Genomic DNA, 13,318 nt, shown 5'->3' on the forward strand with positions numbered 1-13,318 from the left:
TGAAGGCGCTTCGCATTGCGAAGGACTGCCTTCGATTATTTGAAACACAAGCTCGATTCTGAACGGCCTCACCGGGTATCCGGAGCGTGTCGGCCGATGCCTTTATTCTTTCTGGTCAGCAAAGAGCTGGGTGATGTCGCCGCCGAGGCGATAGTTTTTCATCGGTTCGACCGATTGGCGCCAGCGGTTGGTTTCCGCCGAGCAGTCGTACAGCGCGCAGTAAGGTTCCAGCCAGGCAAACTTGCCATCCTCGTTGAGATCCTCAAGTGCCTGCTTGTGGCCGGTCTTGCGTTCAAACAAGCCAGGGTCCTTGATCCCTTCCTCTACGCGCGCTGCCAGACGCCGCATGGCGCCGTTGTTTTCTTCGCGCAGGTCGACGCCGTTGGCTTGGGCGAAGGAGGCGATCATCATCAGCGGCCCCATCGCGTAGTTGTGGTAAGCCAGTGCGCGGGTGTCGCGGCCCAGTTCGTTGGGCAGATAGCCGTCTGCATTGACCTGGGAAGCGCCGATGCGGAACTGCGATACCGACCAGTCGAACAGGTCGCGCCGATCCACCACGACAGAGGCCGCCATGACGGACCACGCCGCCCAATACTGGTGATTGTTGAGCCGGTCCAGCGGCTGGTCGCGCCAATCGAGCACTACCTGTTCGGCCACCTTGCCGATCCAGGCTTCGATCGGCCGGGTCTGCGCCTCGCGGCCCTTCAATGGTTGGGAGCGCGAAAACTTGAGCCGCAGATACGCCGAAGAAATACTGCCCAGCGCCCATTTGCGCATCGACTTGCCGGTATGGGTGTAGGTGGTGCTCAGCAGCGCCTGCGCCTTGGCCCATTCGCCCAGCCAGCTCAGGGTGCAGTCCACATGTCCGGCGCGACCTTGGCGTAAATAGGCGGCGACCTGTTTGTTGACGCCTTTTTCCAGTTCGTTGATATCGCCCGACATTTCCTTGTAGCGTTTGTTGGATTCGGCGTTGAGCTGATCCCGTGCCTTGCCCGATCCTTCGTATTTGCTGGGGATCAACAGGTCACCGGTATAGGGTTTGGGTGTCGCCGGGCAGCTCGGCGCGTCGCCTTTCTTGTCCACGGCCGGCGCGTAATAGCCCTGCGGCGGACGAAGTTGAGCCGCCGCCTGTACCATCGGCCCCATCAGCATGAAGGCCACGCCAATGGCGGCCCAGTGTGCCTGTCGCATCAGTTGTCCTCCGTCTGCGCGGTGCGCAGGGACGGTGCCGCGGTGATGGCGGGTTTGACACACAGGCGGGTCGAGACCGACGTGGCGTTCATTCCCGGTGGAGGCTGCACGTCCATGGACAGAAAGGTCTGATCGCCCCAGTCGCCGTCGCCGCGCAGCTCGAAGGCGAAGCGGCCCTGGGTATTGACCGTCGGCGAGCGGCTCAGGCTGATGTTTTCCTGGCGGCCGTTCATGTAGGTCAGGGTCGCGTTCATGATGTGTACGTCGGGATCGTCGAACTTGAGGTCGACCTGATAGCGACTGCCCTTGATCGGATACACATTGCCGCCACCACCGTTGAACAACACCTGGTTGCGCCCGCCGTGCAGGGTCGTCTGGCTTCTGAGCAGCGGCGTCTGGTTTTCGCAGCCATCGCTCAGCGCCGCCATCGTCTGCCGGGAGAAGCTGGATTTAGCGAGGCTGTCGAGATTATCGGTTTCCCACACCAGCACCGCCGGCGGGTCTTTCTGGAAGTCGTCGCCGAGCAGGTAGGCGATCAACGAATCATCGTAGCCACCGCCCGGCACGCTGAAGTTGCGCACCGGAGTCTGCAGATACTGTTCGAGGAAACCGGCAAAGTTGAACACTTCGCCGCTGGCGCTGGTACCGATCAAGGCGACCTTGGCGGGGCCTTTGGCGGTACCTTCAGCCCGGGTTTGATAACGGGTGACATATTGCGCCGCATAGCCGTTGCCGCAGATTTGCGCGGCGGCTTTTTGCAACGTACCCGAGCGACCCAACAGGCCCGCCGTCTGGCTGGTGAAGGTCTGGTGCGGCAACCCCTTGAGCACATCGTTGCCCTTGAGCGTCTGCGCTACCAACTGGGCACTGCGATCGGCGCCATAGGGCGTCCAGTTGTGGTCGCCCTTGAAGTAGAAGGGTTGCCCGGCGGGCTGGGGCGCACCCAGAACGTCGCTGAAGTCGGCGACCTGAATGCCCAGATCGCGCACCCGGTCCAGCGTTTGCAGGTAGTTCTGCCGGGCGCTAGCCTGATCGAAACTGGCCAGTTCCATCGGTGTCAGGCGGTCGGCGTGCAGCAAGCCGCGGCTGGGCGGCATCACCAGCACCAGTTCGACCCCGCGTTGGGCGAGCCCGTCGCGCAGGCGTTTCAGGGCTCTGTAACCGCTTTCATCGAGACCGAAGTCGGTGCGGAAATCGCTACGGGTGCGGAAGAGCCACTGCTCCTTGGCCTCCACCAGGGTCGCGTAATTTTTCAGTTCCGGTGGTTCGTAAAATGTCGCCTGTGCCGCTTGTGGGCACAGCTGGCAGCACGCCTCGGCCGTATACTGTGGCAGCGCCTGTGCCCACGCCGGCACCGACAGCAGGCACAAAGCGGCAAATCCATGAAGGGTGTTCATCGGCAGGCTCCTCACAGTGTGGCGGGCAGGATCAACGCGGCGGCACGGCGGCGCAGGAGGATGTCCATCAAGTCGCCCTGGACGTCCCCCAGCAAGCCGGTGAAGGCCAGGCCGTCCTGTTTCTGTGGCGCCAGAAAGGTCAGGTCATAGAGTTCCAGGCGCGAGGGTGAAAACACGGCGATGGGGCTGGAACCGTTGCCGATCAGCTTGCCGCCGACCACGGTGAGCGAGAGCTTTTCTTCGTAGGGGTCTTCCTTCAGGTCGCGGTCGCTGCCGCGCAAATCCTTGGTGTGGCCGTAGATCCCGGTCAGGGCATTGGCCATCAGCTCGTTTTCATAAAGCCGCACGCCGGTGCTGTTGCGCACGCGGATCCCGTGCCGGTCATTGTCGGCCGCGCGGTTGCGCCACATCAGGTTATTGCCGCTCTCATACAAGGTGATGCCGTCGGAGCGGTTTTTGTAGGTTTCGTTGTAGGCCAGCAGGTTATTGACACTGGAACGGTCCAGGACAATGCCGGAAAGCTGGTTGTTGTAGGTGCGGTTGTAGATGATCCAGCTGTCGTTGACCTCGCGCGAGAGGATGATGCCGTGCTTCTTGTGGGTATCGAAGACATCGTTATGGGCAATGATCAGCCGGCGCGATCGGTCGTGCGGGTCGATGCCATACACGATGTTTGCGCGATAGGTGTTGCGCAGAATCACCACGTCGTCGGCCTCGTAGCAATAGAAGCCGAAATAGTTGTCGATGAACTGCGAATTGATCAGCCAGCCGGTCGGCTTTTTGCGCTTCATCTTCGGCGCCATGCTCGGGCTGTACTGGGAAATACTCACCCCATAACTCTTGCTCTCGGTGTAGCCGAAGCTGGTGATGGTGCTGTTGACGATATAGGTCTCGGTGCCGCCCCAGGAGATCAGGAAGGGCCGGAACGCATCGTCTTTTTTGAACCAGGCCGGGCTGTCGTCTTTCTCGCTCCAGGCGGTAACTTTGGTATCGGTAATGAACAGCTTGCCGTCATTGACCAGGAAGGAACCGCCGTCCTGGGACAAGCGCAGTTCCTTGACCGACTTGTCGATATGCAGGGTTGCACCGGGACGAACGACGATCGGCAAGCGCGCCAGAAACACCCCCGGCGCGGTTTCGCGCAAGGCACTCTGCGGCAGGCTGCGGGCCAGTTGCGTCAGGCTCATGTAGCCACGGTCGATGAAGATCGCCACGGGCATTTGCTTCTGGCGCACCACCCATTCCTTGAAGCGATCTTCTCCGCCGATGAACTCGTCGAGCGCGTTTTCCTTGAGCATTGGCTGGATCAAGGCACGGCCGGCGGGCTTGTAGGCAATCTTCGCCGCGACGGCCTCGGCCGTATAGCCGGACAGGTCGGGCATTTTCGGCTCTTTGATCAGCAACGGCTTTCCTGGCGCCTCGCTGATGGTGTAGTGCGGTATCAGGATGTCACCCGCCGCATTGGCACCTGCTGTCTGCATCAACAGCATCGCGGCGAGCAACAGTCCTATCTTGACGACACGGTCCATAAGTCTCACTCATCAAAAACGCAAACGGGGGTGATTCAGTGGGTCGTTGCCCACGGCGGCATCACCGTGGGCAACGAGCTGTTTCTAGATTTTCCAGACAAAATCAATGAACGCCCGATGCATGCTCGAGTCGGTGTCATTGGCGTAGGCGTCACCCGGGAAGAACACGCCCAGGCGCAAGCGGATCAGCGCCGACGGTTCGTCGACCCAATCGACCATGCTCGCGGGCAACAGGCCTTGCTTGAAGTACTTGGTCATGACCAGATCGACTTCCTGGCCCAGGTCCTTCTCGCCGTCCACCAGTGCCGCATTGACGATCCCGTCGTCGCCGGTTTGCTCCTCGTCGTCGACCCGCCAGAAGCGGTGGTAGACAAGGCTGGCGTCGTAGTCCTCGCGCATCTGCCAGGAGCCGAACAGCGTCGCGGTCTGGAGGTTGCTCAGTTCACCGCGGAAGGCTTCACCGAAGCGGTGTACGCGCGAGCGTGTGCCGGTGAAGTTGGAGCGGTTGCTCTCCAGGCCGGTTTGCTGGTACTGGTTTTCCTGGTCGTGACCACCGCCGTCGCCGCGGGCGGCGGCAGCACCGACACGCCAGCTCTCATCGATGTTCCAGCGCAAGCCCAGGTCCGCGGCCCAGGCGTTGACGTCGCCACTGGTGTGGCCCGTCGCTATTCGATCGCCGACGGGGTCGATGACGCTGGTGAGGTTGTCGCGATCACCGGTCAGCCAGGTGGCGCTGGCCCAGTAATTGAGCGGCATCGTCGAACGATAGTTGTAGCCGTCACCATTGGCTTCGAGACCGACCCAGGTCAGGCTGCCGGTGTTGGTCTTGTCCAGAGTATCGACCTGCTCGCCAGGGTCGGGCAGGCTGCCGCTGTCCTCTGAGTGATGGACACGCAGGCCTACCCAGTTATTGGGTGTCCATTGTGTCGAGATGTCGGCGAAGACGTGGGAACGGTCTTCATCTTCAGGCGCCAGGTCGTCGAAATCGGTGCGATAGTCGGAAAAGCGTTGGGCGGCGCCGATGTGGGTGCGCAGCAGCGTGGTTTCGAAGGTCCAGTTGAGCGCTTCGATGTTGGTGTCCATCCACTGGCCACTGTCCTCACGCAGACGTTGGCGCCCCAGGCGCAGATGCTCGCCCGGATAGGCGGTGATGCCTTGATAATCAACCCAGAACTCGCGCAGCGCCAGGTAGCTGTCATCCGCTTCACGGGTGTTGTTCTGGTCGGCGCCATTGTTCACCGTATCGGTGTCGATGGTATCCGTCGCGGCCACTGCCTGCGCCATCGTATAGGCACTCCAGTTACCCCATTGGCCAAAGGCCCAAGGGCGCAAATCGATGCCTATATCGTTGAGGGTGCCACCGGATGCCGTGCCAAGGTCCCGGTCGTCCTGCGACTCACCGGTAATCTTCACATCCAGGCCGAAATTCTTCGGCGCCTCGTCCGCCGCCAGCACCAGACCGGCGCTGCACATCAGCGAAACTCCCAGACCATAACTAGCCAACAATGCTTGCTTCATAGTAAGTCCTGTCCATTTTCCGGAGTTTGCAGCCTGGCTAAAGCAGCACCCGTCAGACGGGCCTGGGCTTCTTCCTCAAGCAAGGGCTGCGCGATTTTCTTTTCTGCCGGGGTCATCCCCGACTGCAAGGCCGATAGCACTGGTCCTGCATTGACCACGCCCTTGCGTTGCGCAAGTTGCGCAAAGACAAAAGCATTGATCCGATTGACCTTGACCCCGCGGGAGTCGGAAAACATGTGGGCCAGGGCCAGATCGGCGTTGGGCGAGCCATTGCGGGCCGCCAGCAACAAATGTAGCAGTGCTTTCTGAGGTTCGACCTGGCCGAGATAACCGCGACGGTACAATTGGCCCAGATAGTAATTTGCGGCGACTTCACCGGCCGCGGCCGCCTTGAGCAAATGCTGTTCAGCGAGGCGCGGATCCTGCGGTAACCATTTGCCGAGGTAATACAGCCGCCCGGTCAGCAATTCCGCCCGTGGGTCGCCTGCTTCGCGTCCGCGCTGCAGGGCCGAAAGCAATTGCGGCGCGTCGCCTTGTGCGGGGTAGTCGTCGATCAACCGTGCCAGGCTGGTCCAGGCCGGCGGATAGACCGGTGCCAGTTCCTCGAGCAGGCGCTGGGCGCTTTGCGGATCGGCCGGGCCTTCGAGGGCTGGCGATGACAGCACGCGCGCCACTGACTCGACCCGCAAGGGTGCGACGCGTCCCTCACGCAAACCCTGGCGCAACTGCGCCAGCAGGTCCGCTTGCGCCTTGGGCTGGGCACGCAGCCGGTTGATGGTCGCCAGCTCCACATAACAGGCATCGAGTACCGCCAGCCGAGCCCGGCACAACTGTTCGATCTGCGGCAGGTGAGCGTTGTAGGTGCCCTGATTGCGGTAGATCAGAATCTGCGCCAGGTCAGCCTCGGCAATGCCCTGGGCCCGCCAGCTGTCGACTTTCTGCTGCGGATTCACCACCGGCGCCATTTGCGGGTAGCCCAGGTACAACAACGTCAGCGGCACCACCGCACTGAACTCGCCTTTATCCAGCGCGCCTTCCAGCAGTTGTCGGGCTTCGTGCACTTTCTGGGGATCATTCGGGCTCTGGCGCAACAACAAACGGCCCAGGCGTGACTGCGCCTTGACCGATTCCGGCGCGGCCTGGCGGTACAAGACTTCCGCCTCTTTCAGGCTCGCCGGGTCGCCCGCCGATGCGGTCAGGTCGCCCATTCCGGCCTGGGCATCGGCATAGCCGTCTTCGGCCAGCGCCGCGTAGTTCTTGCGTGCCGTTTCAAAATCGCCGCGCTCCATGGCCTCGCGCGCCAGCCCTTGATCGGGCAGGGTGCCGCAACCGTGGATCATCGTCAGCGCAGCGGCCAGCGCAGAAAGCCGCAGCCCCGATCGCCATACGCCGTTCATTTTCCGGCCGCCATGACTTTGTTATCCCAGGCGTTCTTCACCCAGGTGTTGGCCGCCGAGGCATTCTGCACCCAGACATTGCCCTGCAGGTCTTCGACACTGACCTCCACCGGGCGCCCGGCCAGCTCGGTGCGCAACGGGCTGTCGGGCTCGATGGTGACTCGCAGGTCGGAGGCCAGGCCGCCGTTGTCCAGCGCCACTGCGGTGATTTTGCCCGAGCGTGGTTGTTCTTCACCGATCAGCTGGAAGCTCACGGCCTTGCCAGGCTGGATCTTGGCGAAATTCTTGTAAGGGAAGCGCGCCTCGATGGTTGCCACGCCGTCGATCGGCATCAATTCGTACACCGTGGTGCCCTTGCCGACGACCTGGCCGTCCGGCACCAGTTGCGACACCACCCGGCAATCGCATGGGCTGGTCAGCGAACCCTGGAGGGTCCGGCTGAACAGGCGTTCGAGATTTTCCGGGGTCGCCTGTCCGGGCGGCAGGTTGCCTTTCATCACATCCAGCAGCGAGGCGGAAAAGGTCGCCAGCGGAGCGCCCTTGGACACCACCGCGCCGACCTTGACCAGCGAATTGACGCTTCCGTCGCGCGGCAGGCCGATCAACTGGCCGGGCACATTGACCCGGGCCGATTCGGCATGAGTGACGAAATAAATGCCATACAACTGATGCGCCACGTAACCGAAAGCAGCCAGTCCCACCAGGAACATCAGCAGGCTCACGGTGGTCGCCCGCAAGCGAGCGAACATCCCCATGCCGTTGCCGCTTTCATGTTTTCGCGGTTTGGTGAAGTTGTCGCGTTGCTGGGTCGCGAGCATGTCGCCCAGGCTGATCACTCCTCCCGAGAGGTAAGAGGTGATCACGTAGCGCAAGGCGGAAATCGCACGAGGGCGCAGGTTGTGAAACTCACATCCTATTCGCTGCCCGTCGTCGTTGATCGAGCGCACGACAAACTCCACATCGATGGCAAACCCGAGCGCATCGACCTGGAACACCAGTTTGCCTTTGTGTTGTCGGCCCACGATCAGCGAGGTGCCCGGCTGACTCAGGCTGAATCCACCGGCCGACAAGTCGAGCAGTTCGCAATCGAACGCCTCCCGGTCCGGCCCGTGGAACTTGATTCTCGCCGGCAGGGTCAGCCGCGCATGCTGACGCTGCACCTCTGACTCATGCACGACATTGTCATCAACAGCAACAAAAGCTGTGTTCATAACGCGTTCCTTCCCATCGATTGATACCGATCCGGCACGGTCTGCCGACTGCCTGACACCCGCACTACACAATCCACATCAGCAGCGCGCAAAACACACTGCCAGCCGAAAACGTCATGGCCCGCGACGACCAGGTATTGAACCAGCGCTGATAATTGGCCAGCCCGCGGTCGAGTTTGGTTTTCTGGCGCGTCCACGATTGCTGGTCGAGACGGAAGAACACATAGATTTTCACCATGGCGCCGACCAGCTGGTTGTAATAGAGAATCAATGGATAAGCCGGACCGACCGGGTGCCCCGAGGCCAGCAACAGCAGGCTGAGGATCAAGCGAGTCACGCCGATCCAGAGCACATAGATCATCAGGTAGGCCATGCTGTATTTGAGGCTGGCAATGATCGCCACTGAAGGCCCGAGCAGGCTGGCCCACATCGATACGCGTTGGTCGAACAGCACCAGCGAAGTGAACCAGCCCAGCCGCCGCACGCCCAGGTGCAGGGCCCGCGAGTTCTGCCGCAGGTTGTTGCCATACCAGCGGAACATCAGTTTGCGGCTGGCCTTGATGAAGTTCTTTTCCGGTGGATGCTCGACGGTGTTGATCGCCGCATCAGGCACATAAAAGGTGTCGTAGCCCAGTCGCATCAGGCTGTACCAACTGGACTTGTCATCACCGGTCAGGAAGCGGAAGCGGCCCAGGCGCCAGTGCTGCAGATAGTCGCTCTCGACGTCCTGAATAAAGCCGGGGTCGGTCACCACCTGGGCGCGGAACACCGACATCCGCCCGGTCATGGTCAGCACTCGTTTGCCCAGTGCCATCGAACACATATTGATGTGCCGCTGGGCGAACCGCAGCTTGTGCCATTCGCTCATCAGGTAGCTGCCGCGCACCTCGCAGAATTCGTTGGTGGTCAGCCCGCCGACGTTGGGAAACAGCCTGAACCAGGGCACGGTCTTGCGCACCAGTCCGGGCGAAAGCACGGTGTCGCCATCGACCACCGCCACCACCGCATCGGCGTCCGGCACATGCCGGGAGATCGCCCGAAAACCGTGGGCCAGGCCATCGCGCTTCCCCGTGCCGGGAATCCGCACAAAGCTCAGCTTGACGTGCTCCGGCGGGGTGTAGCTGTTCCAGAGCGCTTTGATCAGCAGCTCATCGGCCAGCTCGACGATGGAACAGACCACCGTGGTCGGATAACCGCAATGGATGGCCTCTTCGATCACCGAGCGGTAGACCTGCGCCGTGGTCAACGCATCGATACGAAAACTGGTGACCAGCAAAAACACCTGCGACGGATCGGCACTGCTGCCGAGCCGGGTGACTTTGCGCCTGTAGTAAGGGAACACCAGATAAAGGAACAGTAATCCCCGAAGGTAATGGATAGCGCCCATCGAGTAACGCCAGATGCCGACCGCCCCCAGCAACAGGAGAAAGTCCCTGGATTGGGGGTCGAACACCGAGCGCGGCAGCAACAGTGCAAGCCCCATCAGCGCGGTGACGTAGAACAGCCAGCCCGCCGCTTCGCGCAGATAATTCCTGGAATCAGCCATACCTGTGACCCCTGTTCGATAAACCCGAGTTGCCCTGGGAACGGTTCGTCACCTCGCTTGCCCTTACCAACAGATACCCTCGACCCGATCGCCACTGGCGTTTGGCATGAAACCCACCAGGTCGACCACTTGCTTGCCTTCGGGCGCGTCAAGCGCAAGCGCTTTGAAGGACTCGTCACCGTTACCCAGCACAATCACATCCGCCTCCTCGATGACCTTCGTCAGGTCTGCGCGCAGCAGCGAAGCCAGGTGCGGAATCTTCGACTCGATGTAGTCCTTGTTGGCCCCATAGATGCGCGCGTATTCAACGTTGCGGTCGAAGATGTGCAGGTCGTAACCCTTGCCGATCAACATTTCGGCCAACTCGACCAGCGGGCTTTCACGCAGGTCATCGGTGCCCGCCTTGAAGCTCAGGCCGAGCAGGGCGATACGCCGTTTGCCGTAACTGGTGATGATGTCGAAGGCTCGCTGTACCTGCGCCGCATTGCTGCGCATGATCGAGGCCAGCAGCGGGTGCTCGACATCCAGTTGCACGGCGCGATAATTCAGCGCGCGCACATCCTTGGGCAGGCAGGAACCGCCGAACGCGAAACCGGGACGCATGTAGTAACGCGACAGGTTGAGTTTGGTGTCCTGGCAGACCACGTCCATCACATCGCGGCCGTCCACGCCGACGGCCTTGGCGATATTGCCGATCTCATTGGCGAAGGTCACTTTGGTCGCGTGCCAGACGTTGCAGGTGTACTTGATCATTTCGGCCACTTCGATGCTCCTGCGCAGGAGCGGCGCGTCCAGCTCCTGGTAGAGCGCGACGAGCATGTCACCGCTGCGCTGGTCGAATTCACCGATCACCGTCATCGGCGGGCAGTTGTAATCCTTGATCGCGGTACTTTCACGCAGGAACTCCGGGTTGATCGCCACGCCGAAGTCGACCCCGGCCTTCTTGCCGGAACAGTCTTCAAGAATCGGGATCACCACGTTCTTCACGGTGCCCGGCAGCACGGTGCTGCGCACCACCACCGTATGCCAACCGTCCTTGGCGTGCAGGGCTTCGCCGATCTCGCGGCAGACCGACTCTATGTAGACCAGATCCAGATCGCCGTTCTTCTTGCAGGGCGTAGCGACGGCGATGAACGACATATCCGTGTCCATCACGGAAGCTTTTACATCGCCGGTACCCCGCAACCGCCCAAAATGCACACCCTGCTCGAGCAGAGCCTCCAGGCCAGGCTCAACAATGGGCGACTTGCCCTGATTGATCAGGTCGATTTTTACCTGAGAGATATCCACCCCGATTACGTCATGACCGCGAGCACAGAGACAGCCCGCGCATACAGCGCCCACATACCCCAAACCAAATATGCTGATACGCATCGGTGAGTTCCCCGTATACCCTGATTCCGAAATGCCATCGACATGCCGCGCAGACCGACAGTTACTCTGTCGGACCAACTAAGCGGCTGTTTTGTATGGCGTGATACGCGACCTGCACTTGCAGAATTAGGAGTGTAGACAAACATATCAAAAGCACTGTCATTTTTTTTAACAGAAATTTCGAACACTTTGCGTGAGCAATAAAATTATTAGGATCCAATAAGAGTGTGCCAAAGTCTCAGCCGTTTATCATATTGATAAAAATCAATAAAAACAGACAGATAGGAAAGTTATTTCGATTGGTCATAAGAATAGATGATGTGTTTTTGCACCAAAAACAGGCGGGTGATTACATTGGTTTTCGGACAAGGCACTGACGCGGTGCAACGCCAGCGTTACAACTTTTTTATCACTTCAATTGAATTTCTTGTTTCGTGTAAAGTTGCTGAAACATGTCAAAATTTCAATGTATGTTTTATTGGCGGTTGTATGAGATGCGATAGTCAATACAGTGAAATTACAGAAAATGATCAGGCAACAAAAAACCGCATCACTGCGGTTTTTTGTTTGCTCGCTTCTACAGCCGAATGAGGCGCTTAAAGGCTGTTGGCGAGTTTTCCGGTTGAGAGGCGGCGCTTGTACGCAGTGTCGCGGTTCGCCAGCCAGTAATAGAGCGGCGAGGTGATGATCAGGCCCACCAGCCAGGACAGGTCGGCGCCATTGATGTGCTCTGAAATCGGACCGACATACAGCGGCGTGTTCATGAACGGGATCTGCACCGCAATCCCGATCGCATACGCCAGCAGCGCCTGCGGGTTGTACCGGCCATAGATCCCGCCATCCACCTTGAAGATCGAGTTGATGTCGTACTGACCTTTGTGAATGGCGTAGAAGTCGATCAGGTTGATCGCAGTCCAGGGCACCAGCACCACGAGCAGCACCAGCACCATGTCGACGAAGTGGCCGATGAAGTTGGCGGACGCGCCGACGGCGGCGAAGCAGCAGGCGGCGAGGATGATGATCGAGAGGACGGCGCGGCTTTTTGCGGTCGGGATCCAGCGGTAGGCGAAGGTCTGCACCAGGGTGATCAGCGACAGCACGGCGCCATAGAGGTTTAGGGCGTTGTGGCTGATGACGCTGAGCAGGAACAGCACGAGCATCAACGGGCCGATGGAGCCGGTGGCGAGTTTGACGGCGTCCATCGTGTCCATGCCGACGGGTGTGGCGAGTACGGCCACGGCGCCGAAGATGAACGAGAGGCTGGAACCGAGCACCGTGCCCAGGTAAGTCGTCCAGAACGTGGCCGCCACGGGCACGTTGGCCGGCAGGTAGCGCGAGTAGTCGGAGACGTACGGTGCGAAGGCGATCTGCCAGAGCGCAGCGAGCGAAACGGTGGCGAGCCAGCCGGAGATGTTGAAGCTGCCACGGGTGAGGAAGTCGGCGGTCTGCACGTGGGTAAAGATGTAGCCGAAGCCGAGCACGATACCGGCGCCGAGCACCCAGGTGCCGATGCGGTTGAGCACGTGGATGAAGCGGTAGCCGATGATGCCGATGATGCCGGAACCCAGGGCGCCGATGACGATGCCCACCGGCACCGGCACGCTGTCGATCACGCCGTGCAGTGACTTGCCGGCGAGGACGATGTTGGAGGCGAAGAAGCCGATGTACATGATGCCGGCGATCAGCACCACCAGCAGGGCGCCGAGGGAGCCGAACTGGGCGCGGCTCTGGATCATCTGCGGAATGCCCATCTGCGGGCCTTGGGCCGAGTGCAGCGCCATGAGCACGCCGCCGACCAGATGGCCGATGAGGATGGCGACGATGCCCCATACCAGGTTGAGGTGGAACATCTGCACGCCGAGGGCGCCGGTGACGATCGGCAGCGGGGCGATGTTGCCGCCGAACCAGAGGGTGAACAGGTCACGGGTTTTGCCGTGGCGATCTTCGGGCGGCACGTAGCCGATGGTGTGTTTTTCGATGAGCGGGGCGGAGGTTGTTGCTGCGGTAACCATGACGGACTCCAAGGCAATTTGAGTACGTGGACGTACTTCGGTGAGCGCCGCACGGGGGCGGCGCTTTTCTTGTTGGAGTCGATGATGTGGGGTGGAGGGGGATAGATAAATTACAAAGATTGTTGGTATAGACGTTAAAAAAT

At 60.4% G+C, this 13,318-nt stretch carries 9 protein-coding genes; all 9 read right to left on the bottom strand.

Features of this window, described 5'->3' with window-relative positions; genetic code table 11:
* Window positions 1-102 precede the first annotated feature (102 nt).
* The 9 genes from J2Y86_RS00775 to J2Y86_RS00815 all read right to left on the bottom strand — a co-directional run bounded on the left by J2Y86_RS00775 (window position 103) and on the right by J2Y86_RS00815 (window position 13,175).
* Window positions 103-1,191: a mannuronate-specific alginate lyase gene (locus tag J2Y86_RS00775; protein ID WP_253427357.1), complete on the bottom strand. Its 1,089-nt coding sequence runs from the start codon at window positions 1,189-1,191 to the stop codon at window positions 103-105.
* On the bottom strand, window positions 1,191-2,588 hold the full coding sequence (locus J2Y86_RS00780) for an alginate O-acetyltransferase AlgX-related protein (protein ID WP_253427360.1): 1,398 nt from the start codon (window positions 2,586-2,588) through the stop codon (window positions 1,191-1,193). The genes J2Y86_RS00775 and J2Y86_RS00780 overlap by 1 nt, the downstream gene beginning before the upstream one ends.
* Window positions 2,589-2,599: 11 nt before the next feature.
* On the bottom strand, window positions 2,600-4,117 hold the full coding sequence (gene algG, locus J2Y86_RS00785) for a mannuronan 5-epimerase AlgG (protein ID WP_253427362.1): 1,518 nt from the start codon (window positions 4,115-4,117) through the stop codon (window positions 2,600-2,602).
* An 84-nt stretch (window positions 4,118-4,201) separates the two neighbouring features.
* A complete protein-coding gene (locus J2Y86_RS00790; protein WP_253440056.1) occupies window positions 4,202-5,590 on the bottom strand; it encodes an alginate export family protein in 1,389 nt (462 codons plus the stop codon).
* A gap of 41 nt (window positions 5,591-5,631) precedes the next feature.
* Window positions 5,632-7,032, bottom strand: coding sequence for an alginate biosynthesis protein AlgK (locus J2Y86_RS00795; RefSeq protein ID WP_253427364.1), 1,401 nt, complete (start codon window positions 7,030-7,032; stop codon window positions 5,632-5,634).
* The gene (locus J2Y86_RS00800; protein WP_253427365.1) at window positions 7,029-8,243 is read right to left on the bottom strand and encodes an alginate biosynthesis protein Alg44; all 1,215 of its coding nucleotides are present in this window, start codon (window positions 8,241-8,243) and stop codon (window positions 7,029-7,031) included. The genes J2Y86_RS00795 and J2Y86_RS00800 overlap by 4 nt, the downstream gene beginning before the upstream one ends.
* Window positions 8,244-8,307: 64 nt before the next feature.
* Window positions 8,308-9,789: a glycosyltransferase family 2 protein gene (locus J2Y86_RS00805; RefSeq protein ID WP_253427367.1), complete on the bottom strand. Its 1,482-nt coding sequence runs from the start codon at window positions 9,787-9,789 to the stop codon at window positions 8,308-8,310.
* A gap of 63 nt (window positions 9,790-9,852) precedes the next feature.
* Complete coding sequence (locus tag J2Y86_RS00810) at window positions 9,853-11,163, bottom strand: nucleotide sugar dehydrogenase (RefSeq protein ID WP_253427369.1); 1,311 nt, start codon at window positions 11,161-11,163, stop codon at window positions 9,853-9,855.
* Between the two features lie 596 nt (window positions 11,164-11,759).
* The gene (locus J2Y86_RS00815) at window positions 11,760-13,175 is read right to left on the bottom strand and encodes a purine-cytosine permease family protein (protein WP_253427371.1); all 1,416 of its coding nucleotides are present in this window, start codon (window positions 13,173-13,175) and stop codon (window positions 11,760-11,762) included.
* Window positions 13,176-13,318: the final 143 nt, after the last annotated feature.

It is taken from the genome of Pseudomonas migulae, assembly GCF_024169315.1.
Taxonomy (GTDB): Bacteria; Pseudomonadota; Gammaproteobacteria; order Pseudomonadales; family Pseudomonadaceae; genus Aquipseudomonas; species Aquipseudomonas migulae_B.

Bases quoted from the DNA above. Each gene is read 5' to 3' on its own strand.
- algG (WP_253427362.1), bottom strand. From the start codon at position 4,117: ATGGACCGTGTCGTCAAGATAGGACTGTTGCTCGCCGCGATGCTGTTG.
- J2Y86_RS00815 (WP_253427371.1), bottom strand. From the start codon at position 13,175: ATGGTTACCGCAGCAACAACCTCCGCCCCGCTCATCGAAAAACACACC.
- J2Y86_RS00775 (WP_253427357.1), bottom strand. From the start codon at position 1,191: ATGCGACAGGCACACTGGGCCGCCATTGGCGTGGCCTTCATGCTGATG.
- J2Y86_RS00795 (WP_253427364.1), bottom strand. From the start codon at position 7,032: ATGAACGGCGTATGGCGATCGGGGCTGCGGCTTTCTGCGCTGGCCGCT.
- J2Y86_RS00810 (WP_253427369.1), bottom strand. From the start codon at position 11,163: ATGCGTATCAGCATATTTGGTTTGGGGTATGTGGGCGCTGTATGCGCG.
- J2Y86_RS00805 (WP_253427367.1), bottom strand. From the start codon at position 9,789: ATGGCTGATTCCAGGAATTATCTGCGCGAAGCGGCGGGCTGGCTGTTC.
- J2Y86_RS00780 (WP_253427360.1), bottom strand. From the start codon at position 2,588: ATGAACACCCTTCATGGATTTGCCGCTTTGTGCCTGCTGTCGGTGCCG.
- J2Y86_RS00800 (WP_253427365.1), bottom strand. From the start codon at position 8,243: ATGAACACAGCTTTTGTTGCTGTTGATGACAATGTCGTGCATGAGTCA.
- J2Y86_RS00790 (WP_253440056.1), bottom strand. From the start codon at position 5,590: ATGTGCAGCGCCGGTCTGGTGCTGGCGGCGGACGAGGCGCCGAAGAAT.